This is a genomic window from Streptomyces sp. NPDC030296, from assembly GCF_055572815.1.
Genome location: NZ_JBVICQ010000003.1, coordinates 281,118 through 307,134, shown reverse-complemented (window position 1 = coordinate 307,134; position 26,017 = coordinate 281,118). Strand labels below are relative to the sequence as shown.

The following is a 26,017-nucleotide window of genomic DNA, read 5'->3' as shown; positions in this document are numbered from 1 at the left end:
GCTCACAGCTCCCCCATCCGCCGGATGACGGGTGCCACGCGCTGCACCCCGTGCCGGTAGGCGCCGCGCGCCGCCCGGCGCACGATCTGCCGTACGGGCCCTGCCTGCCGGTCGGCGGCGGGCGCCCCCGGCAGCGGGCTGCCGTCGGGGCCGAGGTGGTGGCGGGCGAGGATGCCGGGCAGATAGCCGGGCGCGGTGACGGTGGTGTAGTACGGCGTGAGGGGCGGGAGTTCGGCGGCGATCAGCTTGGCGAGACGGTCGCGCGCGGCGTCGAAGGCGGTGGCGTAGGAGCCTGTCCCGGTGACGGTGCCCGCGGCGGCGACGCCCTGCCGGGCCACCCACTCGGGGTCGGGCGCCGGCTCGTGCCCGGCGTCCAGCTGGTCCCAGGAGGCCAGGCATCCGGAGCCCACGAAGTGGTGGTTGCCGAGCGCCTCCCGGATCCCGAGGTCGGTGAGGACCACGGTGGGGATCCGGCGGTGCAGCGACTCCAGGGCGGCCGTGGAGCTGACGGTGACGAGCAGGTCGGTGGTGTCGAGGACCTCGCCCATGTGCCCGTAGACCAGGCGGAAGTTGGACGGCAGATCGGTCTTCTGCGCCAGCTTCTGGTAGGGCAGCTCCTCGATGTGCGTGGTGTGCTCGCCCGGCTTGGAGCGCAGCTTCAGCAGGACCTGGCGGTCCGGGTGCAGCCGGGCGTGCTGGATGAGCCGGTTCAGCAGGTACGTACGGTCCTTGCGGTTGTCCGGGACGGACGGCTGGACGGCGAAGACGACCGTGTAGGGCCGGCCCCCCTGCTCTTCGGCGCCCTTGTACGGCGTGCCGCCGAGGAAGGGCAGCGCGACCTCGGTGACCGAGCCGGCGTCGGCGCCGACCCCCTCGTACACGGCGCGGAAACGCTCCGCGTCCTGGCGGGAGTTGGCGAGGACGAGGTCCGCGCCGTGCCGCAGCAGCAGACCGTCGGCGAGCTTCTCGTAGACGACACCGACATAGCCGGTGACGACCACGGGCCGCCTGCTCCGGGCGCCCCAGGCGTGCCGCAGTCCGTGCAGCATCGCCTGGACGCCGCCGCCCACGAGGGCGAGCACGAGGACGTCGTACGACTCGGCCGCCTCCGGCGTGCCCAGGGCGCGCAGGAACTCGACGCCCGTCACCTCGCGCAGGGAGTCGGGGCGGACGCCGACCTCCTGGAGCTGGCGGGCGGTGGGGGTGGCACGGCCGCGCAGGAGGAAGCCGTCCAGGTGGATGTCCGCGCCCTCGGGGGCGAGGCGGCTCGCGGTGAGCGCACCCCATTTCCACCGGGTGTCGGAATCGGCGAGGACGGCGACTCGCAGGCTGTTCGTAGCACTTGCTGGCACGTCGAAGACGCTAGGAAGGGATTCCGTTGATCGGCCCAACCCGAATGCAACAAAGGGTTAACAGCGCGTCGACGAATGGCGAATCGGGCCGTGGAACGGCGGGAAATGCGCCTGGTTCACGGTACCGCCACGCGTCGTTCACCTGACATCAAGCGGGTGGTCAAGACGAATGCCGGAGGGCCGCCTAACGTCACAGGGGTGGTCAAGCTCTCCGTCATCGTGCCGTTCTACAACGTGCAGCAATACGCGCCCGACACCCTGAAGAGCCTCAGAGCGAACGCGCGTGAGGACTTCGAATTCATTCTCGTCGACGACTGCTCGCGCGACGAGACACCGGACATCCTCGCGCGCGCGGAGCGCGAGTTGCCGGGCGCCGTGTATGTCAGACACGAGCAGAACGGAGGACTGGCGACCGCGCGCAACACCGGCATCGACAAGGCCCGCGGCGAGTACCTGACGTTCCTCGACGGGGACGACTGGCTCGCCCCCGGCTACTACCCACGACTCGTCTCCGCGATCGAGGAGTTGGGATGCGACTTCGTCCGCGCGGACCATGTCCAGTGCACCGCGCGGGCCCGTTCGGTCCACCGGGTGCCCAACGGGCGGCGGGGCGTGGTGATGAACCCGCGTGACGCGATCCTGCCGGCGGACCGCTCCACCTCCGTCGACTACGCGTACGCGTGGGCCGGTGTCTACCACCGCCGGCTGGTCGATCGGGGGCTGCTGCACTTCACCCACGGGCTGCGTACGGCGGAGGACCGGCCCTGGATCTGGAAGCTGCACCGGGAGGCGGAATCCTTCGCGACCGTGGGGCTGCTGGGCGTGTTCTACCGGCGCGGAGTCGCCTCTTCGCTGACCCAGATCGGTGACGTACGCCAGCTCGATTTCATTCGCGCATTCGACCAGGTCATCGCGGAAACAGCGCAGGACCGGGACGCGGACAAACTCCTCCCCAAGGCCGTGCGCACATATTGCGCGATTATCTCCCACCATTTGGGATCCATCGAAAGGTTCGAGCCGGCGGTGGCACGGAAACTCAAGTCGATGAGCGCGGTCGCGTTGCGCCGAATGCCGCAGGACGTCCTGGACGAGGCGCTCGACTCCATGGACATCCAGCGCGCCTCGCGGCTGCGCCGGCTGCGCCGCCGTCCCGCCGCGACGGGGGCCGCCGCGTGACCACGCAGATCTTCATGGCGTCCACGCTGTACGGCACGGCCACCCTGGCGGCCGCCCTGGACACCGAGTGCTTCCGCCCGGCGGACCGGCGCATCCTGCTGATCTCGAACAACGCGGCGACGCCGGAGACGGCCCCCGCCCTGGACGAGATGCCCGGCTTCGAGCTGCTGCGGACCCGCTTCGACGACGTCATCTCCTGGAACGAGACCATCTCCCCGTTCCACCCCGGCGGCTGGTCCCCCCGCATGGACGACGTGCCCCTGTGGGAACGGCATCTGCGGCTGCTGTGGGGGCTCGGCGACGACGACGTCGAGCTGGCGGTGGAGTCCATCCAGGTCCACCCGGCGCTGGGTTTCACCCAGATCTTCACCGGCGCGCCCGTCACCGTGTACGCCGACGGCCTGATGAGCTACGGCCCCACCCGCAACAAGATCGACCCGCTGGTCGGCACCCGGATCGACCGGCTCCTCCACCTGGACCTGGTGCCGGGTCTGGAGCCGCTGCTGCTCACCGAGTTCGGGGTCCCGGCGGAGATCGTGCCGACGGACGCCTTCGTGAAGGTCCTCGCGGAGCTGGTCGACACCGGTGACACGCTGCCCGCCGTCGAGGAACCGGCGCTGCTGCTCGGCCAGTACCTCTCCGCGCTCGGCATCCTCACCGCCGAGGAGGAGGAGGACCTCCACGTACGGATGCTGAAGGGCGCGGTGGCGCTCGGGCACACGCGGGTGGTGTTCAAGCCGCACCCCAGCGCCCCGGCGCGCTGGTCGCGCGGGCTGGAGAAGGAGGCCGAGCGGCTCGGCGCCGACCTCACGGTGCTCGACACGCCGGTCCTCGCCGAGGTGCTCTACCAGCGGATGCGTCCGGCGCTGGTGGTCGGCTGCTTCTCCACGGCCCTGCTCACCGCCTCCGCGCTGTACGACCTGCCCGTGGCCCGCGTGGGCACCGGGACCCTGCTGGAACGGCTCGCGCCGTACGAGAACAGCAACCGGGTGCCGGTCACCGTCGTGGACGCGCTGCTGCCGGATCTGGGCGACCGGGCGGCGGTGGAGGCGCGGAAGCCGGGGATGAGCGTGGCCGACCTCAACCGGCTGGTCCGCGCGGTGGGGTACGCCATGCAGTCCAAGATCTACCCGTCGCTGCGCGGGGAGGCCGAGTCGTATCTGGCGAGGCATCTGAGCACGCACACCCTGCGGTACTTCAAGCGCCGCCGGCTCACCTCGCTGGGGCTGCCCGGCGGTATCCCGGTCCAGCTCGCGTTCATCCCGCGCAACGCGACCGTACGAAGAGTCGCGCGCCGGGCCAGGTCCCTCAAGCGAGCGACCCTGGGGTGAGCGCGGCGTGACCGCGAAGAGCACGACGCTTCCGACGCTCTCACCGGAAGCGGGCACCACCCCGAGCACGACCCCCCGCACCGCCCCCGCCGCGACCCCCGGGCCCTCCGCCGCTCGCGGCGGGGCCCGCCCCGCGCCCCGGCTGTACGCCCTCGACGGGCTGCGGCTCCTCGCCGCCCTCTCGGTCGCGGCCTACCACTACGGAGGCCGCGACGGTGAGATCGAAAAGGCGTGGGGGGCCTCGCCCGCCGTGCAGTTCCCGACCGCCCACAGCTGGTTCGCGTACGGCTGGGCGGGCGTCCAGGCCTTCTTCGTGATCAGCGGGTTCGTCATCTGCGCGAGCGGCTGGGGCCGTTCGGTCCAGTCGTTCCTCGCGTCCCGCGCGGCCCGGCTGCTGCCGGCGTACTGGGCGGCGGTCGTCCTCGTCGCGGCGGTGCTGGCCCTGCCGGGGATCGCCTTCGCACGGGTGTCGGCCAGCGAGTTCCTGGTCAACCTGACCATGCTCCAGATGCCGCTGGGCGCGGACCGTGTCCTCGGGGTGTGCTGGACGCTGTGGGCGGAGGTCCGCTTCTACGTCCTGTTCGCGCTGTGCGTCGTCCTGCCCGGGGTGACCCGGAGACGGGTCATCTGGTTCTGCGGGGGCTGGACGCTGGCCGCGACCCTGGCCGAGGCATCAGGGGAACCGTTCCTGCAGCTGGTGCTGATGCCGGAGTACGCGTCGCTGTTCATCGGCGGCATCGGCCTCTACCTGGTGCACCGGGACCGCCGGGACACCGCCGCCTGGCTGATCGTGGGGTTCAGTCTGCTGCTGAGCCAGTACCACACGGTCCGGGACATGTGGCACGCGCCGAACGACGCGTTCTTCTCGTACCGCCCCCAGCCGGCCATCGTCCTCGCCGTCGTCGTCGGCTTCGTGGCCGTCGGCGCGGTCGCTCTGGGCTTCCTCGACCGGGTGAACTGGCGCTGGCTGACCACCGCCGGCGCGCTGACGTACCCCTTCTACCTGGTCCACGAGCACCTCGGCTGGCCGGTGGTGCAGGCGCTGCACCAGGGCCTGGGGCTGCCGTCCTCCCTGACGCTCGCGCTCACCGTGGCGCTGATGCTGCTGCTCGCGTGGCTGCTGCACCACGGGGTCGAACGGCCGCTGCAACCGCGGCTGCGCGCGTCACTTCAGGGACGCCGTAGTTGAACCCGAAATTGTCCCAGTGTTCACCCAGGTCAGGGGTTCGAAACGGGCTCCGCGGAGAGGCTCCGCAGCATCCTTGACCGGGTCGGGGGCTTCTCGTAGGTTCCTGGCCCGTTCGCCTGTTCGCCTCGTCGACGCAAGAGAGTCTTCCGTCCTCATGACCTCTGACATGACCTCTGAACAAGGCACGATCCGGCTCCCCCGTGAACTCGACGACGTACCCGGCTGGTTCCCGGTGCTCGACCAGCTCCTCTTCAACTGGTTCCTCGACCGGCAGGAGGCCGCCGGTGAGCGGGGCGACCTCCTGGAGGTCGGCGTCTACATGGGCAAGAGCGCCATCTTCCTCGGCCGGCACCTCCAGGAGGGCGAGTCCTACACGGTCTGCGACCTCTTCGAGAGCGACGCCCCCGACGACGCCAACGCGGCGGAGGCCACCAAGTCGTACCGCAGCACCCTGACCCGGCGGGCCTTCGAGGCGAACTACCTCGCCTTCCACGACGAACTGCCCCGCGTCCTGCAAGGCCCCAGCTCGATCGTCCCCGGTGAGGTGAAGCCGCGCTCGTGTCGTTTCGTGCACATCGACGCGTCGCACCTCTACGAGCACGTCCAGGGCGACATCACCGCCGCCCGCGACATCCTGCTCCCCGGCGGCGTCGTCGTCCTCGACGACTTCCGCTCCGAGCACACGCCCGGTGTGTCGATCGCCGCGTGGGAGGCCGTGCTCAACCGGGGCCTCAACCCCGTCTGCCTGAGCACCCAGAAGCTCTACGGCACCTGGGGCGATCCCGAGCCGCTCCAGGAGGCCCTGCTGGAGATGGTCGCCGGGCGCGACGACTGCCACCTCAGCAATCAGCGGGCCGCCGGGCACCGGGTGCTCCGCCTCAAGTCCAAGGGCATGAAGGCGCCGGACTTTCCCAAGTCCCGGCACTGGGCGGAGCCCGAGCCGACGCCGACCGGGCCGGTCGGACCGGCTGGGTCGCCGGTCGCCGCCGTGCGGTCGCGGCCTCGGCCCCGGCCACCGCTGAGCGGGGCCCGTCGGCTGGCCGTTGATCTGCTGCCGCCGGTGGTGACCAGGGCGATCCGGAAGGCGCGGGCGGGCAGGATGCCGGGGAGGTAGGGGGCGGTTCTTCGGCGGGTGGATCTTCTGTGGGGGGCGGTTGCGTGCGCGGGTGAACTGCGGGTCGAGTGTGGCTGGTCGCGCAGTTCCCCGCGCCCCTTTGGGGGCTTCGCCCCCTCAGGGCCGGTGGGGTCTCATCGTCGTCCCGATACCCGCCAGGACCGCCTCCAGGCCCTCCTCGAAGCCTCGTTCGTGGTCCTGGAAGATCTCCCAGCCCGCCTCCGCCGCCAAGGGGAACGCCTCCAGGCGCTCGGCGCGTGCCGTGAGGTCGTAGCCCTCCGTGCCGGCCGCCGGATCCGGGCCCATCGCCTGTTCCTCGATCACGTAGCCGATCGTGTAGCTGTACGCCGTCAGCCAGGCCCGCGCGGCTCCCGCCGGGGTGAAGCCCGCCGCCGTGAGCATCCGCAGGTGCGCCTCCATGGGCTCCGCGTACGACAGGTCGGTGAAGCGGGTCCCGCTGTACACCTTCGCGCCGTCGCGGTAGCGCAGCAGATGCTCCCGCATCCCCCGCATCCGCGCCCGTAGCCCCTCCTGCCAGTCGGCGCCCTCTTCCCCGGCCGGCGACAGTCGCGCCCAGTCCGCCGCCATCCGGCGGACCATCTCGGTCGCCATCTCGTCGAGCAGGTCCTGCTTGTTCTTGAAGTGCCAGTACAGCGCGGGTGCCTGGACGTCGAGTTCCTTGGCGATCGCCCGGAGGCTCAGCCCTTCGAGACCGACCTCGTTCAGCAACCGCAGGGCCGTCTCGGCGACCTGCCTCTTGTCCAGCTTCGGGGATTTCCTGGGAACCACGTTGACAGCTTAACGGCGTTAAGCGCATGCTGTCGCCCATCGGAACTTAACACTGTTAAGGAGATTCTTGAATGAGTACGGACACGCAGACCACGGACGTCCTGATCGTCGGCGCGGGCCCCACCGGTCTCGCCCTCGCCGTCGACCTCGCCCGGCGCGGCGTCCGCGCCCTGCTCGTGGAACGGGCCGGTGGCCTGTTCCCGGGGTCGCGCGGCAAGGGCATGCAGCCGCGCACGTTGGAGGTCATGGACGACCTCGGCGTGCTGGACAGGATTCACGCCGCCGGTGGCCCCGCGCCCGTCGGGATGATCTGGGGCCTCGGACGCCCGCAGGGCGAGCACCGGATGTTCGACGAGGTGGAGGCGACCGAGACCGAGCCCTATCCGGGACCCTGGCTGATCCCGCAGTGGCGTACGCAGGAGATCCTGCTGGACCGGCTGCGGGAGCTGGGGGGTGACGTGGTGTTCGACCGTGAGCTGGTGGGGCTGGTCCAGGACGCCGACGGCGTCACGGCGTCCTTCGACCGGGGCCCCGGGGTCCGCGCCCGCTACGCCGTCGCCGCCGACGGGGGCCGGTCCACCGTCCGCCGCCTCCTCGGCATCGGTATGACCGGCGAGACCGTCGATCCGGGCCCGACCCTGGTGGCGGACGTGCGCATCCCGGCCCTGGACCGCGACCACTGGCATGTGTTCCCGCCCGCGGCCGACCCGGAGGACGCCCCCGGCACGGTGGCCGCGGGGGCGGCGCGACCCGCCCGGCCCGACTCCCTGACCGGCGGCTTCCTGGCGATCTGCCCGCTCCCCGGCACCGACGACTTCCAGCTGGTCGCCAACTTCCCCGACGCCGAGACCGTGGTGGACCTGTCCGCCGACGGCATCCGCAAGGTGGTCGCCGCCCGCTCGCACCTCGCGCCCGGGGAGGTGACCGAGGTGCGCTGGGCGTCGGACTTCCGGCCCCGGGCCGCGCTCGCCGACCGCTTCCGCGAGGGACGCGTGTTCCTCGCCGGGGACGCGGCGCACGTCCACTCGCCCGCCGGGGGCCAGGGCCTCAACACCAGCGTGCAGGACGCCTACAACCTGGGATGGAAGCTGGGCGCGGTACTGCGCGACGGCGCGGACGCGACGCTGCTGGACACCTACGAGGAGGAGCGGCGCCCGGTGGCGGCGGACGTCCTGGGCCTGTCCACGCGGGTCCACCGGGGCGAGGAGCGCCGGGGCCGCGCCACCCGCCAGCTCGACCTCGGCTACCGGGGCGCCTCCCTCTGCGTCGACACCCGCGAGAACCTGCCCCCGGACGCTCTCCGCGCCGGGGACCGCGCGCCCGACGGACGGCGCGGCGGCGTACGTCTCTTCGACGCCTTCCGCGGGCCGCACTGGACGCTGCTCACGGTCGGCGCCGGGGCCGCGGACCTCCCGGAGCCGTGGGACGTGCGACGGGTCCGCATCCCGGCCCACGAGGCGTACGGCACCGGCGTCTTCCTGGTCCGCCCCGACGGCTACGTGGGCTGGGCGGGCGGGACGGCGAGCGTGACGGGCGGAACGGCGAGCAGTCTGCGCCGGTACGCGGCCCGCGTGGGCCTCGCCGAGGCCACGCCGTGAGCTGCCGGACGCCGACCGCCGGCGTGCACCGCTACGCGCCGCTCGCCAGGGACAGCTTGACGGCGAAGCCGAGGAACAGCGCGCCCGCCGCCGAGGTCGCCCCGGCCGACAGCCGCTTGCGGCGGCGGAACGCGGCGGCCAGCTTGGTCCCGCCGAATATCAGCGCGGTCAGATACAGCACGCTCGCGAGCTGGGCGAAGGCGCCGAGCACCACGAAGGAGAGGGCGGGGTAGGCGTACGCCGGGTCCACGAACTGCACGAAGAAGGCGACGAAGAACAGGATCGCCTTGGGGTTGAGCAGGCTGATGACCAGCGCCCGCCGGAAGGGCCGCTCTCCTTCCACGACCTCTCCGCCCGCCACCTCGGCCACCGTCTGCCGGCGGCTGCGCCACATGCCCCACGCGGCCCGCAGCATGCCGACCGCGAGCCACGTCAGATAGCCGGCGCCCGCGTACTTCACGATCCCGAACAGCACGGCGTTGGCCTGGAGCAGCGAGGCCACCCCCGCCGCCGACAGGGTCATGAGCACGGCGTCCCCGCACCACACGCCCGCCGCGGCCCGGTACCCCGTCCGTATCCCCCGCCGGGCGGCGACGGACAGCACGTACAGGGAGTTGGGACCGGGCAGCAGGACGATCAGGACGAGGCCCGCCAGATAGGTGGGAAGGTCGACGACTCCGAACATGGGCCGCATTCTGGCACGGGGGTACGACAATCCGCCCCGAAGTCCGGACGGCTCCGGACGGCGAACCGTCAGAAGGCGTCCGAGGGCACGTACGTGCCCCACACGTCGCGGAGCGCGTTGCAGACCTCGCCCACCGTGGCGCGGGCCTTCAGCGCCTCCCGCATCGGGTAGAGGACGTTGTCGGTGCCCTCGGCGGCCTTCTTCAGGTCGGCGAGGGCGCTGTCGACGGCCGTCTGGTCCCGCTCGGCGCGCAGCTTCGCGAGGCGCTGCGCCTGCTGGGCCTCGATGGCCGGGTCGACGCGCAGCGGCTCGTAGGGCTCCTCCTCGTCGAGCTGGAAGCGGTTGACGCCGACGACGACGCGCTCACCGGAGTCGGTCTCCTGGGCGATCCGGTAGGCGCTGCGCTCGATCTCGTTCTTCTGGAAGCCGTGCTCGATCGCGGAGACCGCGCCGCCGAGGTCCTCGACCTTCCGCATCAGCTCGACCGCGGCGGCCTCGACGTCGTCGGTCATCTTCTCGATGACGTAGGAGCCCGCGAAGGGGTCGACGGTCGCGGTCACGTCCGTCTCGTAGGCCAGGACCTGCTGGGTGCGCAGCGCCAGGCGGGCCGACTTGTCCGTGGGCAGCGCGATGGCCTCGTCGAAGGAGTTGGTGTGCAGCGACTGCGTGCCGCCGAGCACCGCCGCGAGGCCCTGGACGGCCACGCGCACGAGGTTCACCTCGGGCTGCTGGGCGGTCAGCTGGACGCCCGCGGTCTGCGTGTGGAAGCGCAGCATCAGCGACTTGGGGTTCTTCGCCCCGAACTCGTCCTTCATCACCCGCGCCCAGATCCGGCGCGCGGCACGGAACTTGGCGACCTCCTCCAGGATCGTCGTCCGGGCGACGAAGAAGAACGACAGCCGGGGTGCGAAGTCGTCGACGTCCATGCCGGCCGCGACCGCCGTGCGCACGTACTCGATGCCGTCGGCGAGGGTGAACGCGATCTCCTGCGCGGGCGAGGCACCGGCCTCGGCCATGTGGTAGCCGGAGATCGAGATGGTGTTCCACTTCGGGATCTCGGCCTTGCAGTACTTGAAGATGTCCGCGATCAGCCGCAGCGAGGGCTTGGGCGGGAAGATGTACGTGCCGCGGGCGATGTACTCCTTCAGCACGTCGTTCTGGATCGTGCCGGTCAGCTGGTCGGCACTGACGCCCTGCTCCTCGGCGACGAGTTGGTACAGCAGGAGCAGCAACGAGGCGGGGGCGTTGATCGTCATCGACGTGGAGACCTTGTCCAACGGGATGCCGCCGAACAGGACCCGCATGTCGTCGATCGAGTCGATCGCCACACCCACCTTGCCGACCTCGCCGTGCGCGATCGGCGCGTCGGAGTCGTGGCCCATCTGGGTCGGCAGGTCGAACGCGACGGACAGGCCCATCGTGCCGTTGGCGATGAGCTGCTTGTAGCGGGCGTTGGACTCCACCGCCGTGCCGAAACCGGCGTACTGCCGCATCGTCCACGGCCGCCCCGTGTACATGGACGGGTACACACCACGGGTGAAGGGGTACTTCCCGGGGGCACCCAGCTTGTCCGCCGGATCCCAGCCCTCGAGGGCGTCCGGTCCGTACACCGGCTCGATGGGCAGTCCGGACTCCGACTCGCGCGCCATGGTGTGTGCCTCCGCGTTGCTTGTTACTCGGTGGTTACTCGCTAGTACAGACGACCCTCGCGACGGACTGTAGCGGCGGCCGTGCGCCCGGTGGAGGGGCACCCGCTGGGACCTTGCTCACAACCATGCCCCGTTGTTCGCGACGGGTCACGCCCGGGCAACCTTTCGGCAGACCCGGCCGGGAGGACGGCCGGGCCCGCGCGCCCACGAGACCGCGGCCATGAGACGTCGGGGAGCCGGATGCGTACGAAGGACATGCGGAGATCCGCGGCCGCACTCGCGGTGATCGTGGTGGCCGGCGCCTGTACGGGCCCGGTGGTACGGGTGGACGGCGACCAGCGGCAGCCGGTCCGCGTCGACGGGACGGCCGCGCCGGGCGGCGGCTCCCTGAAGGACGACGGCGACACGGCGGCCGGCGACGGCGACGGCTACGAGAAGGGCGGGGGGCCGGGCGGGCAGGGGTCCGGTGGCGGGGCCGCCCCGACGACCGCGCCGTCCGGCGGCGATCCCACCCCGGCGGCCCCGGCGAAGGTCCTGTGGTCCCGTGGCGACGAGGGGTTCGAGGTGCGCGAACTCCAGGCCCGCCTCCGGCAGGTCGCGTGGCTGCACGTCGGGCCGACGGGGACGTACGACGAGCTGACCGTCCAGGCCGTGAAGGGCTTCCAGGGCAAGCGGGGGCTGCCGCGGACGGGGCGGACGGACACCGTCACCTGGGCGCGGCTGGTGGGGATGACACGGGAGCCCGGCAAGTGGGACCTGTACGCGTTCGGGGGCCAGCCGGCGGCGGAGCCGGACCCGCGCTGCCTCACGGGCCGGGTGCTGTGCATCAGCAAGACGAGCCGCACCCTGCGCTGGATGGTGAACGGCACCACGCTGACGACGGTCGAGGTGCGGTTCGGCTCGCAGTACACGCCCACCCGCGAAGGCGTCTTCAGCGTCTACTTCAAGTCGCGCGACCACTGGTCGACCCTGTACGACACGGCGATGCCGTACGCGATGTTCTTCAGCGGCGGCCAGGCCGTCCACTACTCGTCCGACTTCGCGGCCCGCGGCTACTACGGCGCCTCGCACGGCTGCGTCAACGTCCGCGACGAGGCGGCGATCGCGCGGCTGTTCGCGCAGGTCAGGAATGGCGACAAGGTGGTCGTCCATTGGTGAGGGGGCGGGTCGCCGGGTCGGACGCCGGGGCCGCGAGGGCCGGTTGAGAAGTGATGTGCGTCACAGGACGCATAGCGGGAGGGCGCCGGAAGCGTCGCTGGGAGTACGGGGTGACCACGGGGGATTGCCACGGGGGATTGGGGCGCGGGCGGGACCGGGGGAACGTGTCCCGCCCGCGCCTAGGTGCACGAGCCGTAGGTACGGGGGGAACCCCGGCTCTGTGCGACGGCCGATGACCAGTCGGCTCACTCATTACTGCGGCGGGGCGGCCGAAAGTGTTACCCGTTACGGGAAGGAATTTCTGAAGGGACGGGAAACCGCAGGTCAGACGCGGCGAGAGGGTGCGTCGGCCGGGCTCGTGCGCAGGTCGGCGGCGATCATCGCCGCCGTACCGCCCTGGCCCCGGTGCTGGTTGCCGCCCTGGCCGGAGCCGTGGCCGCCACCCTTGCCCTGACCGCCGCCCTTGCCGCCGTGGCTCTTGCCGTTGCCCCGGCCGTAGCCCTGTCCCTTGCCCTTGCCGCCGCCCCGGCCGTGGCTCTTGCCGTTGCCATTGCCGTTGCCGTGCCCGTTGCCCCGGCCGCGGTCGGAGTCGTCGTCCTCGTCGGGGTCGAGCCCGGAGCGGTCCTTCGACCCGGTGCCGGTGGAACCGGCGGAACCCGACGCGCCACCGGTGCCCCGGCCCTTGCCGTGGCCGTCGCCGAAGTTCCTGCCGCCGCCCGCGAGGACGCCGTCGCAGTACTTCTTCAGCCGGCCGCCGCCCTTGCCGCCGGACGCGCCCTCCAGGCTGCGCCGGCGGTCGTCGTCCAGATCCTTGCCGTTGCGGACGTCGCGGCACGCGGACAGGACGCTGTTCCACCACTCCGGGGTGAGGCCGCCCTGGTTCCCGCCGCGGTCGTCCGAGGTGTCGTCGTCGGTCCCGCCACCGGACTTCCCGCTGCCGGGGGTGTTCCCGCCGGAGCCGTCACCGCGCGGCGTGGGTTCGCCCCGCGTCCCGCCGCCGGTGTCGCCCCCTGGCACGAACTCGCGCGGCGACGGCGACATCAGCGGCTGGTCCGGCGACTCGGCGGGAGAGGTGACGGAGACGGGGGGTTCCGGTTGCTCGTCCCCGATGGAGCCCACCAGGGCACCGCTGCCCGCCGCCAGGACGGCACCGCCGAACATCCCGCCGGCGAGCGACGCGACGAGCCCGAACCGCACGGGCCGGCCCCAGCGGGCCCGCCGGCCGTCCGGGGCGGGCCGCCCGAGACGGACGAGCCCGGCGTCGGCGACCGGCGCCGACCTGTGGGTACGGCTGCTCCCCGCGGGCGCGACGGCCTCGTCCCGCTGCCCGGCGCGGGCGGTCCTGGCGGTGCGGAAGGCGGCCAACGCGGCTTCCTCACCCGGAAGTTCGGAGCCCGGCGCGGGCTTGGGGGCGGCTTCGGCGGCCAGTGCGCCGAGCGTCTCGGCGAGCCGGTCGGCCCGAGAGCGGGTGTCGGGGTCGACGGCGTCGAGCGGCTCGCCACGCAGCAGCCGCTCCGCCATATCGCGGTTCAGCCACTTGTACTGCTCGTCGGCCATCACATGTCCTTCTGCGTCCGCGAACGCATATGCGTCACACCGGCGGACGTAGCCGCGCGGGTACGCGGTTCTCTTGGTGGGGGCACCGCGTCCAGCGAGTCGCCGGATTCCGGATCGGCCTCCGCGGCCGTCTCCGGATTCTCCCCGATCAGCTCCGCGAGCCGTTTCAGGCCCCGGTGCGCGGCCGTCCGTACGGCGCCCGCGCGCTTGCCGAGCGTCTCGGCGGCCGTCTTGGCGTCGAGGCCGACCACGACACGCAGCACCACGGCCTCGGCCTGGTCCTGGGGCAGCTGGGCTATGAGGGACAGGGTGTGGCCGGTGGCGAGTGCCTCCATCGCCTCGCCCGCCGTGTCGGACTCGGCCGCCCGCCCGGTCAGCTCGGTCTCGTCGCCGCCTATCGCGGGGCGGCGGCCACGCATGCGTATGTGGTCCAGGGCGCGGTTGCGGGCGATCCGGGCGGCCCAGCCCCGGAACCGGTCGGCGTCACCGGTGAACCGCTCCAGATCGCGGGCAATCTGGAGCCACGCCTCGGAGGTGACGTCCTCCGCGTCCGGATCACCGACGAGCGTCCGTACATACCCGAGCAGCCGTGGATGCACGGCGCGGTACACAGTCCGGAACGCGGTCTCGTCCCCGTCCTGTGCCGCAAGTACCGCGGCGGTCAGCTCCGCGTCGTCCCCCAGCACCGCGCCCCTCTTGCGCCTGAGCCGGCGCCGCTCTCGCGGCCCGGGTTCTCTCCGTCGTGGTTCCGATCAATGGTTGCGGTCTCAACCTCACCGGCGGTCAGAGCTGTGGTCGTCCTCCGCGATCCGGCGCGAATGGCACGTTACGGCCTGAAACCGCTGCCCGTCCATGTCCGTAGAACATGCAACTAACTCGTGATCCGGCGGGGTGTGACACAAATCGGGGGCGCGGCGCTGTAGGTAGTACGGGCCGCCGCGCGGCCCGTGCCGCGCGACGGTCGGGGCCTCTCCTGTGGGGGGTGGCGGCCCCGGCCGTTGCCATCGGCGGAGTCGGCCGGGTGTCTTGCGAGTACGGGGGTCTCGCGAGCACGCCGGCCTTACTTCGTTCCCGGGGCCCTGTCCGCCCCGTCGCCCCGGCCGGGCGCGTCCGCGCCCTTCGGCTCGTCCTCGCGGCCCCCCTGGTCCGCCTGGCTCCCCAGGTCCTTCTCTTCCCCCTGGCCCGCCCGGCCCTGCCGGTCCGCCCCGTCCGGTTTCCCGGTGGCGGCCCCGGCCGGTACGCCCGCGTCGTCGGACTTCCGCCCGGCCTCGGCCCCCGTGGACCGCTCGGTCCCGTCCCGCTTCCCGGCGGAGTCCCCGGCCCGCTGCTTCCGGCCCCCGGCGTCGTCGGCGTCGCCGAGCCGGGCGGCGCAGTACGCGGCGACCTTCTCCGTGCCGCCGGCCGCGTCGGCCAGCCGCCGCCAGGCGGTGGCGTCCAGGGCCCTGCCCCGCCCCTCGGCCTTCTCCTCGTACGCCCGGCAGTGGGCCTCGGTGTCCCGCGCGCTCGCGGGCCGGTCGCCCGTCGAGGAACCGGCGCCCGGCGTTCCGGAGGAGCCGGGTGCGGCGGGGGCGCTGCGCGCGGTCCCCGTACGACCGTCCTCCCCGTGCCCCGGCGCGGCGGCGTCGTCGCGGGTGGCCGAGCCGATCGCCGCGAAGGCGACACCGCCGAGGGTGAGGCTGGACAGCAGCACGGCCAGGGTGGTGCGGACGGAGAGCTGCACCCGACGCCGCGGGTTGGGGCGCCAGTCGTCGCGCCGCCGGGTCCGCGCGGTCCGCGCCCCCTGCTCCCGCGCCGCCCGGAACGCCGCCACGGCCCGCGCCTCCCCCGCGCTGTCCACCTCGGCCCGGCCCCGCACGGCGACGGCGAGCAGGAGATCGACGGAGGAAGCGTCGGCCGCGGGCACGCCGATGTCGGAGAGGCCGGCATGGGTGAGGCCGGCGTCGCCACCGGAACAGGGACCGGCGTCAGTGCGGTCGGACGGCGAGTCGGTCGGCCTCTCCGGGGCGGGAGCCGGGGCGTCGCTTCGGGCGGGGCGGCCGTCCTGGCCCGCCTCGCCGTGTCGTCGTTCGCCCATGTCCGACTCCGCCCTGCCCGGCGGCATCGCGCGCCCTTCACTGTCGCCGTGCCGCCCGTCGCTGCCGTGGCCGCGGCGGCTGCCGCCGCTGCCGTTCATCCCGACTCCCCCAGCGTCCGGGCGCCGTCTTCCGTCACACCCTCCGCGCGGAGCAGCTGGGCCAGCCGCTTCAGCCCCCGGTGCGTGGCGGTGCGCACCGCGCCGGGGCGTTTGCCGAGGACACGGGCCGCGGCGGGGCCGTCGAGGCCGACGACCACCCGCAGCAGCACGGCCTCCGCCTGGTCACGGGGCAGCCGGGCGACGAGCGCGAGGGCCTGCGCGGTGGAGAGCGACTCCAGCGCCTGGTCATGGGTGTCGTGGACGCCGGGCAGCTCCAGCAGGTCGTTCTCCAGGGCGGTCCCCCGGGGCCTGACCTTCTGGCGCCGCAGATGGTCGAGGGCCCGGTGCCGGGCGATGGTCGCGGTCCAGCCGCGGAACCCGGCCCCGTCGCCCTTGAACCGCCCGAGGTCCCGCGCGATCTCCAGCCAGGCGTCCGAGGCGACGTCCTCCGCGTCGTCCCCGACGATGCCGCGCAGGTACCCGAGGAGCCCCGGCTGCACCAGCCGGTACGCGACCGCGAACGCGGCCTCGTCGCCCTCCTGTGCCCGCGCGACGGCCACGCCCAGTTCCCCGTCGAACGCCTGCACGCGGCGAGGTTCGCCTCCCTGGCCCAAGAGCTGTCCTAGTCAGTACGACGTCGCGGTCCCGGGACCCGCCCCCGACCCCCTCGGGATCGTCACCGGGCCCCACGGTCATCTGCGTCGTGCCCCGCGGAAGTGTCACTGAGCACGGGACGGATCCGCCGAAGATCACCCTTGCGGGGGAGCTTTGGCCGTTCGCATGACTTGGGTCACACGCGTGCCGCCCGATGGTGATGTTCGCGGCGGCTTGTGCTCTGAATAGAAGGCCGCCCTTGTGCCGGGTGGTGTCTTCGCGTTGTTCGTGTAGGGGTGGGGCATTTGATTCGCCGTAGGAGCCATGCGTACCGGCCGATGAGTGCGAAGCGAAGGGCGTGGCTGACGCTCGGCGCCGCCGTCGCGGGTGGCGCGAGCGTGGTGTCGTACGCAGTGGCCGGCCCCCAGGACTCGACGGCCGGCACGGTGGGCACTGCCCGGTCCGCCGGGGCCCAACGCCCCGCGTCGGTGCACGAGGTGGCGCTCACGTCCGCCGTCGGCGGGCGGCCCGCTCTGGCCCGCACCCGCACCGCTCCCTTCTCCCTCCTCGGTGTCTCCTGGACCGATGCCGCCGCCCGGCTGGACGGCAGGGCCCAGGTGCGCACCCGTGACGCCGCGACCGGCCGGTGGAGCGCCTGGCGCGCCCTGCGCCCGTCCGCCGCCCTGCCCGGCGGCACCCGCGGTGCCTCCGAGCCGCTGTGGGTCGGCCCCAGCGACGGCGTCGAGGCCCGGGTCGTCACCGCCGACGGGTCACGGGCGGGGCTTCCGAAGGGGCTGCGGGTCGACCTCGTCGACCCGGGGACGACGGACGGCACGGCCGGGCACACCGCCGCGACGGCCGGTACGCGGAGCGCGACGGGCGCCGACGGCATGCGCAACGCGGCGTTCGTCACCGACGATCCGCCGGTCGCCGTCACCTCCACCGTCACCCGGCCCCCGATCGTCGGCCGGGCCCGGTGGGGCGCGAACGAGGCGACGGTGACCGGGTCGCCGCAGTACAACGACAAGGTCGGCGCGGTGTTCGTGCACCACACGGGCGGCAGCGACGCCTACAGCTGCGCCGAGTCCCCGGCGCTGATCCGCGCGCTCATGGCGTACGACACCGGGACGGCCGGCCTCGGCGACCTCCGGTACAACTTCGTCGTCGACAAGTGCGGCCGGATCCACGAGGGCCGCGCGGGCGGCGCCGACCTGCCCGTACGTGGCGCGCACACTCCTGGCTTCGACCGCGCCTCGACGGGTGTCGCGGTTCTCGGCGACTACGACGGCGCCACGCCGACCCGGGCCGCCGTGGAGTCCGTGGCCCGCCTCGCGGCCTGGAAGCTCGGCCAGTACGGCGGCGACCCGAACGGCACGGTCACGCTGACCGCGTCCGAGGACAGCGGCACGTACGGGCAGGACGAGCCGGCCGAACTGCCGGTGATCTCCGGAGGCAAGGACGCGGCGTCGACCACCTCGCCCGGCGCGAACCTGTACGCCGAACTCCCCGAGATCCGTCGCTACGCCGCCTCCCCCGCCCGCAACTCCGCGATCCCCACCGCCGACTACACCGGGGACGGCGTCAGCGACCTGGTCGCCGCCACGCCGGGAACCGGCAGCGGAGTGCTCACCCTCGTGCCGGGCGGGACCGGCGGCCCCGTCTCCTCCGCCAGGCTCCGCCTGGACCAGGCGAGCGCGGGCGTCCCCGGCGCCGCCGAGTCCGGCGACCAGTGGGGCTCGGCCACCGCGTGGGGCGACATCAACGGCGACGGGTACGCGGACCTCGCGGTCGGCGCGCCCGGCGAGGACGACACCACCGGGCACGCGGACCGCGGCGCGGTGACGATCCTCTACGGGCCCTCCTTCACCGCCGACGCCGACACGATGGCCCTCGGCGACGACTACGAGCCGAAGGGCGCGCGGTTCGGGGCGACCGTCGCGGTCGGCGACTTCAACGCCGACGGCAGGGCGGACGTGTTCACCGCCGCCACCGGCACGGGCGGCAACTGGGCGGCCCGGTTCAACGACGGCCACGAGGTCGCCGGTGATCTCACCACGGCGACGGGCCCGTTGGCGTACGCGGACGCCGCGAGCGGCGACTTCAACCGTGACGGGTACGCCGACGTGGTCCTCAACTACCGGGACGCGTCCGGGATCGGCAAGGTGAACTGGTTCAAGGGGTCCCGGTCGCTGGGGCTCACCAAGGTGGCGACACTGACGGTGAAGGGCGGCCGTGCCGTCGCCACGGGCGACGTCGACGGCAACGGCTACGACGACATCGTGGTCGGCCAGCCGTACACGGGTGAGTCGGGCGGCGACGCGGGCGGCCAGATCACCATGGTCCCCGGCTCGGCCACGGGCCCCACCACGACCGGCGTGCGGACGGTCCACCAGGGCACGGCGAACGTGGAGGGCGCGTCGGAGACGTCCGACGGGTTCGGGGCGTCGGTGTCCGTCGGGGACGTGGACGCGGACGGCTACGCGGACGTCCTCACCGGCGCGCCCAACGAGGACATCACCCGTGCCGGGACGAACCGCGCGAACGCGGGCTCGGTGTGGCTGCTGAAGGGCACGGCCTCCGGGCCGACCGGCACCGGCTCCCTCGCCCTCTCCCAGGACGCGCCCGACGTCCCCGGTTCCACGGAGAAGGACGACAAACTGGGCTCCGCCGTCTCCCTGACGGACGTCACGGGCGACGGACACGCCGACCTGCTCATCGGGGCGGAGGGCGAGGACGCGGGCACCGGCACGATCCTGTACGTGCCGTCGCCTGGAGGCACACCGACGACGACGAGGTCGACGTACTACGGCGTGACGCAACTGGGTACGGCTTCGGGGGCGCGACTCGGGCGGCATCTGACACCGTGAGGGCGGGCTTCCCCGCGCCCCTGAAAGGCGACCGGGACTGCGCCCCGTGCTTTTCATGAAGGGGCGGGCCGCAGGCCCGTTCCTTCAGGGGCGCGGGGAACTGCGCGAGAAACCACGGCGCACCCGCACCCGCCAACGCACCCCGCGCCCCCGAGCTGTCAGGCGCCCGGCCTCAAGCGCATCGCGTCGCGGCACAGCAACCGCAGCGCCCCCTCCCCCGTATAGCAGCGGCGGGCCTCCTCGAAGGGGTCCCAGTAGCTGCCGTCCCAGGTGCGGACCCAGTGGCCGCCCGCCTCCTCGACCCACTCACCGCCGGCCCACCGCACGACGACCTCGCCGCCGTACGCGCCGAACCCCCGCAGGACGCCCTGCACGGCGGCGTACGGCGCGCCCTCCTGCCGTATCTCCTCGATCATCCGGTCCACCCGCCACAGGCTCTGCGGCGAGTAGTCGAGGCGCACCCGCGCCCCTTCCCGCATGACCGCCACCGCGTCGGCCGCCCATCGCAGGGGCTTGGCCGCGCTCGGCGACCGTCGCGCGGGCCCGCTGCTCTCACCGAACGAACCGAACGAACCGACCGACCTGACCGAACCGAATGTCTGCTGTGCGCTCACACCCGTACAAGCGCTCGTCCCACGCCTCGCGTCACACGATCCGGGCTCCTTCGGCGACACCGGCGCAGGACCCCCACACCCGCCCGCAGGACACCCACAGAACCCGCTCGGAAAGCCCGGTTTACGGGCTGTGCGGCAGCGCCCCCGCCTCCCCCTCCGTGGTTCCGCGCCCTCAGCCGCGTACCCCGCGTGCCCGGCGCGACACGACCGCGCGCAGGACGCGCCGTCCCTCCGTGGAGACGTCGAGCGCCTGCCGAACGGCCCCCGCGCCGTGCCCGGCGATCAGCTCCAGGACGGCGACCTGGCGCCGGAGTTCGGCGGCGACGAGATGGGACGCGCCGTCGGTGCGGCCCTCCCGGCACGCGGCGACGGCCTCCGTTCCCCCGCGGTCCAGCGGATCGAGCAGTTGATGGATGCGCAGCGCGGCGACGGAGCACACCTCCGCCCACTGCCTCAGCTCCGCGCCGGACCGTTCGTCGGGCACCGCGTCGAGCATGCGACGGGCGAGGCCGACGACGTCCTCCCCCTCGTCGGCGCCGTCGGGTGCGGTGCCGGCCCCCAGCTCACCGCGTATCTTCGCTATCCGTTCGCCCCAGCCGTCCCCGTCGTCCACCAGCCCCGCCCACAGCGGGCGCAGGACCTCGTCGTCCCCGCCGAGAAGCGGTACGCAACGGTCCAAACAAGCCAGTCCGCTTGCTGCCAGACCGCGTTCGTCGGCCTGGGCGATCAGCTCCACCAGGCTCATCACGCCTCCCTCGATCCTGCTCGTCCTCGCTCGACAGGGCTCCGTATTCCAGAACTTCCGGGCGTTCCCTCCAACACCCGTTAACGGAACCCGCACTTCCCCTTACTGCGTGCAACGGCCCGGGAGTGTCACAGCGGGACGACCCCGAGCCGGTCGAGCAACCGGAAGAGGATATTTTCAGCCAGAGGGTCCACCGGTCCAGGCTCCGAGGCCAGTACGTCGGCCAAAGCCTCCTCAGCGGCGACCCGTCCCGCCTCCGCCGCCCAGGCCACGGCCCGCTCGGCCGCGTCACGCGGTTCGAGGAAGTAGTCGTCGACGGTGAGCCCTTGGCCGCCGTCCCCGAGGTAGTCGGCCATGGCGGTCCGAGCCAGACAGGTCGTCCACGCCCCGCTCTCCGGCGCGGCGGCCTCCACCACGACGCAGTCGCTGTCCATGACGTAGCCGAACAGCGCGGGCGAACCCGTCTCCCCCGCCAGCGCGTTCATGTTCCCGATGTCACCGTCAGCGCCACTGTCGCCGCCGTCGCCCGCCGCACCATCGCGATCGGCGCCTCTCGGGCAGGCCCAGACCTGCCACCCGTCGGCCGCCGCCGTGCGCAGCGTCATCCCCCGCGCCCCGGCGAGCGCGTCCAGCTCCGCGAGCGGCCGCTCGCTGCGGGCCACGACGTAGTACCCCCAGTACCCCATGTCGGGAATACACCACAGCCGCACGGCGGTCCGCCCCCGGAATCGGGCAATCCGCACGATTGTCGGAAGCCGGCCTGGCGTCGGTCAGGCCGTCGCCGGCTCCGGCTCCGCTGCACGCGGCCCGCTGCGGGCCTTGTCGTCCTGCATCCGGGTGAGCGCGAGGACGAAGAGGATGGCGAGCCCGGCGGTCAGGATCTCGAAGGCGTCGGCGAACAGCACCATCTGCGTGGCCGAGTGGAGCTCGTCCGCGGTCTCGGCCCTCGCGTAGGCCCGGGTGCCGGCCTGGCTGACGCCGTTGCCGATCAGCCAGAACGTCCACCAGGCGTTGACGAGCGCGTGCGACCGGGGCTTCGCCCAGGGGCTGCTCGCGTCCCAGGCGTCGATCGCGATCCGGCGCGGGAACCAGAGGTTCACGACGGGCACGAACCATCCGCCGATCGCCCAGCCCCGCTTCTTGCTGTGGCCGAACGGCTCGAACACCTCGGCGTTGACGCGCACCCGGTGGAACCAGACGAGGAACACGACCACGGTGGCGAGGAAGGCGACCGACTGCGCCGCACCGGTCATGGCGTACAGCTGGTCGGCCCGGTCCGCGTCGGCCTCGATCGCCGACCCGTACGCGCCGTCCGCCATCCGGCCGAGGACGTCGAGCATCGTGACGTCCGCCCACACGGCGACCAGGTCCGTGAGGGCGACCACGCCGAGCAGGATCGCCACGGCCCGCCCGAGCCCCACCGGCGACCGCAGCCAGGACGCCGGGGCCCCCGGACCGAACTGCGGCGCCCCGGCGGCGTGCGGGAGCGGCGGGGCCTGCGGCAGGCTCGGACCCACGTCCGGATGCAGGTCCTCGGCCTCGCAGGCCCGGCAGAGTTCTCCTCCCGGCGCCACGTCGAACTGCCGACAGCGTGTACAGGTCATGCCAAAGCCCCCCGTGCGACCGCGTCCCCGGGACGCGGAAGAAAGCGAATGCGGTGAAGGAGCCGAGCCCGGTCCTCCCCAGACCTTCACGCTCGGCGATCAGAACACGCGGAACATACGGTTCACCGGCCCCGCCCGTCCACCCCTTTCCACGGCGCGCTCGGCTCCCGCCCCGCTCCGGCGCGTTCAGCCCCCGGCGCGGCCCGTTCGGCTCCCTCCCCGGCGCGCTCAGCTCACCTTTGCCGCCAGCGCCCGGAACTGCGCCCACGTCAGCGTCGGCTTCGCCGGGTCCCACAGCTTCTGCGACAGCGCCCGCAGCGGCATGCGCACCCCGGCCGCCACCTGGGCCTCGGTCTGCCGGTTCGCGAGGTCGCACCAGACCGCGAAGACACCGCCGAGGATCTGCTTGTCGTACTGCGCGGGCACGGCGGTCGTGCCGCGCAGCACCCGCGGGGTCCACGACTCGTAGATGCGCTGCCCGGTCGGGTAGAAGAACTGGTTGGGCTCACCGAGCACGTAGTAGAGGTACTCGTCGTTGTAGTTGACGACCTGCCGCCCGGCGCTGAGGTACTCGACCGGCTGCCGTGCCCCGATCTCCTTGCCCGTCCAGTAGGCGACCTGGATCCGCTTGTCCGCCTGGACGCGGCCGCCCCGGAAGAACCCGTCGTTCCACGCCCGCACCGTCCGGTCGTGGCCGCGCATCACCCTGGCCCGGTCGTTGAGCCAGCCGGTCGCCAGGTCGGCGACGGTGGCGCCCGCGCCGTACTTCGCCCGCGCGGCCGCCGCCAGCTGCGGGTAGGACGCCTCCGGGTTCGACGCGAAGAGCGCCCGGTACTCGTCGCCACCGAGGTGCCAGCGCGCGCCGGGGAAGAGGCCCGCGTACTCGTTGAGGAGTTCGTCGACGATCTTCGCGGCGGCCGGCTTGGAGATGTCGACGGCCCCGCGCGCGGCCACACCCTGCGCGTTGACCAGTTGCAACCCCGGGTTCCCGGCGATCACGGCCCCCAGGTGGCCGGGCGAGTCGATCTCGGGGACGACCTCGATGTGGCGGCTCTCGGCGAGCGCCACGATCTTCCGCACCTGCGCCTTGGTGAGGTGCTGGCCCGACACCACCTCGGGATGGGTGGAGGACTCGATCCGGAAGCCCTGGTCGTCGGAGAAGTGCAGGCCGAGCTGGTTGTACTTGAGGTCGCCCAGCTCCCGGACGCGGTCCTCGATCCAGCCGGCCGTGAAGTGCTTGCGCGCGATGTCGAGCATGAACCCGCGCTGCGGCTTGGCGGGCTGGTCGTTGATCACGCCCTCCGGTGCCGTACCGCCGCCGCGCACCGTCTGCTTCAGGGTGCGGGTGCCGTAGAAGACCCCGGCCTCGGCCGGCGCCGCGATCCGCACCCTCCGGTCCTTCACCGTCAGTGTGTACGCCTCCGAGGCGGACTTCCCCGATCCGCTGAGCGCCAGCTCCACATCGCCCTCGCGGGGCTCGGTGTCCCCGGCGTACGTCAGACCCAGCTCCCCGGCGGTCAGCCGTCCCTCGTCGGCGAGCGCCCCGCTGCGCACGACGACCCGTCCGCCGCCGGAGGGGCGCCAGCCCGGCCCGCGGGCGGCCTGGTGCTGCCGTACCGCCGGAATGGTGCGCGGCTTCTGCGACAGGGCGTACGAGCGCGAGGGCGACGGCGAGGGGGACGGCGTGGGGGATCCCTTCGCGGCACTCACGGACGACGGCTCCCGCGAGGGCCCCGAGCCGCCCGCCGTCCGGGTGTCACCGCCCGGCCACACGGTCACCGCCACGGCGACGGCGCCACCCGCCAGGACGACCCCGGAACCCAGGAGCAACCCTTTCGTCGTGACCGCCGTCCTCCTGCGGGGAGCCCGGCGCCGGCCACCGCTCACGACGCGCCCCCGGCCCCGGTCCTCATCCGCCACATCTCGCACACCTCTCTGCCGTCCTCTCCCCGTACCTCCCCCTCGAACCTACGACGTCCGACCACCCCACCAGTCCACCACAGGGTCCGAAACTTGCCCGACCGGGTGAATTTCGGGCATCGAACGGACAGCCCATGACCCACCTCGATAACGTGGTGGCACATCTCGCTCAGCCTGCTCTGCCGGCCCCTACACATCGCCGAGGAACCACGCTGCCTCCGCACCGTCTCCCCCACCTCCCCGGCCGGGTCACCCTTCCGGAGCAGGCGCACGCCCCGGGTCCCACGGCCGTGGAGTGGTTCAACCACGCCCCCGAGGACACCCTGCGTCAGTCCCTCCTCGGCTGTCTGCGCAGCCTCCGCTGGGCCCACCGGCTCACCGACCACCGCCCCTACCCGGACCTGGACTCCCTGCTGGCCGCCTCCGACGAGGCCGCGTACGACCTCACGGCGACCGACCTCGCCGAGGCACTGGCCGGCGAGACCCTCCCCTCCCTGCCCTCGGACACGTACGACGTGGCGCACACGGCCCTGAGCGCCGCCCACGCCGCCTACGAGGCCCGCTTCGGGCATGTGTTCGTCATCTGCCTGGACGGCACCCCTCCGGTGGAGCGCCTGGACCGCACCCTGGAGGGCATCCGCTCACGTCTGGCCCACGACCCGGAGGAGGAACGGGTCGTCGTGGCGGAGGAACTCCGGCGCCTCGCCGCGGAAAGGCTGATCGGCTTCCTCCGGGGCGCGCCGCACTGACCCCGTACGGCCCGGCCGCACGGGCGGAACCGGCCACGACGGACCCCCACCGGGCGGCGGGCCGGCGACCCGCACCCCGGACGCCGCCCGATACTCACCCTTACGTGCAGCCTTCGATGCCAGTTTGATCACACCGCCATACCCGGCTTAAGCGCCGCACGCACACGTCGCTACGATGGCCAGGGCCGGTGGACCGTACCCGGCCGGGTCAGACCGACAGACAAGCCGGCCGGCCCCAATCCCGCTCCCGGAGGGTTCTTCCGTGCCGGCTGGAACGCTGTACCGCGGCCGGGAAGGAATGTGGTCCTGGGTGGCTCATCGAGTCACCGGCGTCCTCATCTTCTTCTTCCTGTTCGTACACGTGCTGGACACCGCTCTCGTCCGTGTCTCCCCCGAGGCCTACGACACGGTCGTGGCCACGTACAAGACGCCGATCGTCGCGCTGCTGGAGTACGGCCTCGTCGCCGCCATCCTCTTCCACGCGCTCAACGGCCTTCGGGTGATCGCCGTCGACTTCTGGTCGAACGGCCCGCGTCACCACAAGAAGATGCTGTGGATCGTCCTCGGCGTCTGGGCCGTGCTGATGATCGGGGCCCTGTACCCCGTCCTCGGTCACGCCGTCCGTGAACTGTGGGGGAGCTGACAGCCATGTCCACCACTGAGACCACCGCCTCCGGCATCGGCCCCGTCGAGGGCTCGGGCAACCTGTCGGGCTACAGCCCGGAGAACCCGGCGCCGCTCATCGAGCCGCCCCGCAAGCGCACCAAGAAGACCCCGAAGTCGACCCGCGGCAACTTCGAGATGGCCGCGTGGCTGTTCATGCGGCTGTCCGGCATCGTCCTGGTCGTCCTGGTCATCGGCCACCTGCTGATCCAGCTCGTCCTGGACGGCGGCGTCTCCAAGATCGGCTTCGCGTTCGTCGCGGGCCGCTGGGCGTCCCCGTTCTGGCAGGTCTGGGACCTGCTCATGCTGTGGCTGGCGATGCTGCACGGCGCCAACGGCCTGCGCACGGTCATCAACGACTACGCCGAGCGTGCGAACACGCGGCTGTGGCTGAAGGGCCTGCTGTACACCGCCACGGTGTTCACCATCCTGCTGGGCACGCTGGTGATCTTCACCTTCGACCCGAACATCCGCTAGGCACGGGGCTGAG

Annotated in this window: 23 protein-coding genes; 10 read left to right on the top strand and 13 right to left on the bottom strand. The window is 72.7% G+C overall.

Features of this window, described 5'->3' with window-relative positions:
- Window positions 1-2: 2 nt before the first annotated feature.
- Window positions 3-1,352 (bottom strand): DUF6716 putative glycosyltransferase, encoded by a 1,350-nt coding sequence (locus ACZ4Z3_RS09400; RefSeq protein ID WP_468500420.1) that lies wholly within the window; start codon window positions 1,350-1,352, stop codon window positions 3-5.
- A 198-nt stretch (window positions 1,353-1,550) separates the two neighbouring features.
- On the opposite strand from ACZ4Z3_RS09400, the gene ACZ4Z3_RS09395 reads away from it, so the two are divergent.
- The 4 genes from ACZ4Z3_RS09395 to ACZ4Z3_RS09380 all read left to right on the top strand — a co-directional run bounded on the left by ACZ4Z3_RS09395 (window position 1,551) and on the right by ACZ4Z3_RS09380 (window position 6,162).
- Window positions 1,551-2,528, top strand: a complete 978-nt coding sequence (locus ACZ4Z3_RS09395) for a glycosyltransferase family 2 protein (protein ID WP_468500419.1) — start codon at window positions 1,551-1,553, stop codon at window positions 2,526-2,528.
- Entirely contained in the window at window positions 2,525-3,859 is a 1,335-nt protein-coding gene (locus ACZ4Z3_RS09390; RefSeq protein WP_468500418.1) for an alpha-2,8-polysialyltransferase family protein, read from the top strand. The genes ACZ4Z3_RS09395 and ACZ4Z3_RS09390 overlap by 4 nt, the downstream gene beginning before the upstream one ends.
- Window positions 3,860-3,866: 7 nt before the next feature.
- Window positions 3,867-5,048: an acyltransferase family protein gene (locus ACZ4Z3_RS09385; protein ID WP_468500417.1), complete on the top strand. Its 1,182-nt coding sequence runs from the start codon at window positions 3,867-3,869 to the stop codon at window positions 5,046-5,048.
- Between the two features lie 166 nt (window positions 5,049-5,214).
- Complete coding sequence (locus tag ACZ4Z3_RS09380) at window positions 5,215-6,162, top strand: class I SAM-dependent methyltransferase (RefSeq protein WP_468500416.1); 948 nt, start codon at window positions 5,215-5,217, stop codon at window positions 6,160-6,162.
- A 117-nt stretch (window positions 6,163-6,279) separates the two neighbouring features.
- Here the strand turns inward: ACZ4Z3_RS09380 and ACZ4Z3_RS09375 are convergent, their stop codons facing one another.
- On the bottom strand, window positions 6,280-6,951 hold the full coding sequence (locus ACZ4Z3_RS09375) for a TetR/AcrR family transcriptional regulator C-terminal domain-containing protein (RefSeq protein ID WP_468500415.1): 672 nt from the start codon (window positions 6,949-6,951) through the stop codon (window positions 6,280-6,282).
- A gap of 71 nt (window positions 6,952-7,022) precedes the next feature.
- Here ACZ4Z3_RS09375 and ACZ4Z3_RS09370 point away from each other — a divergent pair, with 71 nt between their 5' ends.
- Entirely contained in the window at window positions 7,023-8,549 is a 1,527-nt protein-coding gene (locus ACZ4Z3_RS09370) for an FAD-dependent oxidoreductase (protein ID WP_468500414.1), read from the top strand.
- A gap of 31 nt (window positions 8,550-8,580) precedes the next feature.
- Here the strand turns inward: ACZ4Z3_RS09370 and leuE are convergent, their stop codons facing one another.
- On the bottom strand, window positions 8,581-9,234 hold the full coding sequence (leuE, locus tag ACZ4Z3_RS09365) for a leucine efflux protein LeuE (RefSeq protein ID WP_468500413.1): 654 nt from the start codon (window positions 9,232-9,234) through the stop codon (window positions 8,581-8,583).
- Window positions 9,235-9,302: 68 nt separating this feature from the next.
- Window positions 9,303-10,883: an acyl-CoA mutase large subunit family protein gene (locus ACZ4Z3_RS09360; RefSeq protein ID WP_055712829.1), complete on the bottom strand. Its 1,581-nt coding sequence runs from the start codon at window positions 10,881-10,883 to the stop codon at window positions 9,303-9,305.
- A gap of 240 nt (window positions 10,884-11,123) precedes the next feature.
- On the opposite strand from ACZ4Z3_RS09360, the gene ACZ4Z3_RS09355 reads away from it, so the two are divergent.
- The gene (locus ACZ4Z3_RS09355) at window positions 11,124-12,041 is read left to right on the top strand and encodes a L,D-transpeptidase family protein (RefSeq protein WP_468500412.1); all 918 of its coding nucleotides are present in this window, start codon (window positions 11,124-11,126) and stop codon (window positions 12,039-12,041) included.
- Between the two features lie 324 nt (window positions 12,042-12,365).
- On the opposite strand, the gene ACZ4Z3_RS09350 is transcribed toward ACZ4Z3_RS09355, so the two are convergent.
- From ACZ4Z3_RS09350 to ACZ4Z3_RS09335, 4 genes are all read right to left on the bottom strand, one after another.
- Window positions 12,366-13,598, bottom strand: coding sequence for a hypothetical protein (locus tag ACZ4Z3_RS09350; RefSeq protein WP_468500411.1), 1,233 nt, complete (start codon window positions 13,596-13,598; stop codon window positions 12,366-12,368).
- Window positions 13,598-14,284, bottom strand: coding sequence for an RNA polymerase sigma factor (locus ACZ4Z3_RS09345; protein ID WP_055522212.1), 687 nt, complete (start codon window positions 14,282-14,284; stop codon window positions 13,598-13,600). Before ACZ4Z3_RS09345 ends, ACZ4Z3_RS09350 begins: the two co-directional genes overlap by 1 nt.
- A gap of 374 nt (window positions 14,285-14,658) precedes the next feature.
- Window positions 14,659-15,771, bottom strand: coding sequence for a hypothetical protein (locus tag ACZ4Z3_RS09340; protein WP_468500410.1), 1,113 nt, complete (start codon window positions 15,769-15,771; stop codon window positions 14,659-14,661).
- A complete protein-coding gene (locus tag ACZ4Z3_RS09335) occupies window positions 15,768-16,385 on the bottom strand; it encodes an RNA polymerase sigma factor (protein WP_468500409.1) in 618 nt (205 codons plus the stop codon). The genes ACZ4Z3_RS09340 and ACZ4Z3_RS09335 overlap by 4 nt, the downstream gene beginning before the upstream one ends.
- Before the next feature lie 318 nt (window positions 16,386-16,703).
- Between ACZ4Z3_RS09335 and ACZ4Z3_RS09330 the strand changes: the two genes are divergently transcribed.
- A complete protein-coding gene (locus ACZ4Z3_RS09330) occupies window positions 16,704-19,232 on the top strand; it encodes an FG-GAP-like repeat-containing protein (protein ID WP_468500408.1) in 2,529 nt (842 codons plus the stop codon).
- A 158-nt stretch (window positions 19,233-19,390) separates the two neighbouring features.
- Here the strand turns inward: ACZ4Z3_RS09330 and ACZ4Z3_RS09325 are convergent, their stop codons facing one another.
- The 5 genes from ACZ4Z3_RS09325 to ACZ4Z3_RS09305 all read right to left on the bottom strand — a co-directional run bounded on the left by ACZ4Z3_RS09325 (window position 19,391) and on the right by ACZ4Z3_RS09305 (window position 24,025).
- On the bottom strand, window positions 19,391-19,846 hold the full coding sequence (locus ACZ4Z3_RS09325) for a hypothetical protein (RefSeq protein ID WP_468500407.1): 456 nt from the start codon (window positions 19,844-19,846) through the stop codon (window positions 19,391-19,393).
- A gap of 172 nt (window positions 19,847-20,018) precedes the next feature.
- Entirely contained in the window at window positions 20,019-20,591 is a 573-nt protein-coding gene (locus tag ACZ4Z3_RS09320) for a hypothetical protein (protein WP_468500406.1), read from the bottom strand.
- Window positions 20,592-20,719: 128 nt separating this feature from the next.
- The gene (locus tag ACZ4Z3_RS09315; RefSeq protein ID WP_468500405.1) at window positions 20,720-21,277 is read right to left on the bottom strand and encodes a hypothetical protein; all 558 of its coding nucleotides are present in this window, start codon (window positions 21,275-21,277) and stop codon (window positions 20,720-20,722) included.
- 84 nt (window positions 21,278-21,361) lie between these two features.
- Entirely contained in the window at window positions 21,362-22,195 is an 834-nt protein-coding gene (locus ACZ4Z3_RS09310) for a DUF4328 domain-containing protein (protein ID WP_468500404.1), read from the bottom strand.
- 228 nt (window positions 22,196-22,423) lie between these two features.
- Window positions 22,424-24,025, bottom strand: a complete 1,602-nt coding sequence (locus tag ACZ4Z3_RS09305) for a beta-N-acetylhexosaminidase (RefSeq protein ID WP_468500403.1) — start codon at window positions 24,023-24,025, stop codon at window positions 22,424-22,426.
- A 224-nt stretch (window positions 24,026-24,249) separates the two neighbouring features.
- On the opposite strand from ACZ4Z3_RS09305, the gene ACZ4Z3_RS09300 reads away from it, so the two are divergent.
- The 3 genes from ACZ4Z3_RS09300 (at window position 24,250) to ACZ4Z3_RS09290 (ending at window position 26,004) form a co-directional block, all read left to right on the top strand.
- Window positions 24,250-24,864, top strand: a complete 615-nt coding sequence (locus ACZ4Z3_RS09300) for a 2-oxo-4-hydroxy-4-carboxy-5-ureidoimidazoline decarboxylase (RefSeq protein WP_468500402.1) — start codon at window positions 24,250-24,252, stop codon at window positions 24,862-24,864.
- A 262-nt stretch (window positions 24,865-25,126) separates the two neighbouring features.
- Window positions 25,127-25,507, top strand: a complete 381-nt coding sequence (gene sdhC, locus ACZ4Z3_RS09295; RefSeq protein WP_468500401.1) for a succinate dehydrogenase, cytochrome b556 subunit — start codon at window positions 25,127-25,129, stop codon at window positions 25,505-25,507.
- A gap of 5 nt (window positions 25,508-25,512) precedes the next feature.
- On the top strand, window positions 25,513-26,004 hold the full coding sequence (locus tag ACZ4Z3_RS09290; RefSeq protein ID WP_468500400.1) for a succinate dehydrogenase hydrophobic membrane anchor subunit: 492 nt from the start codon (window positions 25,513-25,515) through the stop codon (window positions 26,002-26,004).
- The last annotated feature ends 13 nt before the right edge of the window (window positions 26,005-26,017 follow it).

Excerpts from the sequence above, each read along its gene's own strand:
- leuE (WP_468500413.1), bottom strand. The coding sequence starts at position 9,234 with ATGTTCGGAGTCGTCGACCTTCCCACCTATCTGGCGGGCCTCGTCCTG.
- ACZ4Z3_RS09360 (WP_055712829.1), bottom strand. The coding sequence starts at position 10,883 with ATGGCGCGCGAGTCGGAGTCCGGACTGCCCATCGAGCCGGTGTACGGA.
- ACZ4Z3_RS09355 (WP_468500412.1), top strand. The coding sequence starts at position 11,124 with ATGCGTACGAAGGACATGCGGAGATCCGCGGCCGCACTCGCGGTGATC.
- ACZ4Z3_RS09310 (WP_468500404.1), bottom strand. The coding sequence starts at position 22,195 with ATGACCTGTACACGCTGTCGGCAGTTCGACGTGGCGCCGGGAGGAGAA.
- ACZ4Z3_RS09330 (WP_468500408.1), top strand. The coding sequence starts at position 16,704 with ATGAGTGCGAAGCGAAGGGCGTGGCTGACGCTCGGCGCCGCCGTCGCG.
- ACZ4Z3_RS09370 (WP_468500414.1), top strand. The coding sequence starts at position 7,023 with ATGAGTACGGACACGCAGACCACGGACGTCCTGATCGTCGGCGCGGGC.
- ACZ4Z3_RS09380 (WP_468500416.1), top strand. The coding sequence starts at position 5,215 with ATGACCTCTGAACAAGGCACGATCCGGCTCCCCCGTGAACTCGACGAC.
- ACZ4Z3_RS09340 (WP_468500410.1), bottom strand. The coding sequence starts at position 15,771 with ATGAACGGCAGCGGCGGCAGCCGCCGCGGCCACGGCAGCGACGGGCGG.
- ACZ4Z3_RS09315 (WP_468500405.1), bottom strand. The coding sequence starts at position 21,277 with ATGGGGTACTGGGGGTACTACGTCGTGGCCCGCAGCGAGCGGCCGCTC.
- ACZ4Z3_RS09320 (WP_468500406.1), bottom strand. The coding sequence starts at position 20,591 with ATGAGCCTGGTGGAGCTGATCGCCCAGGCCGACGAACGCGGTCTGGCA.
- ACZ4Z3_RS09290 (WP_468500400.1), top strand. The coding sequence starts at position 25,513 with ATGTCCACCACTGAGACCACCGCCTCCGGCATCGGCCCCGTCGAGGGC.
- ACZ4Z3_RS09300 (WP_468500402.1), top strand. The coding sequence starts at position 24,250 with ATGACCCACCTCGATAACGTGGTGGCACATCTCGCTCAGCCTGCTCTG.
- ACZ4Z3_RS09350 (WP_468500411.1), bottom strand. The coding sequence starts at position 13,598 with ATGGCCGACGAGCAGTACAAGTGGCTGAACCGCGATATGGCGGAGCGG.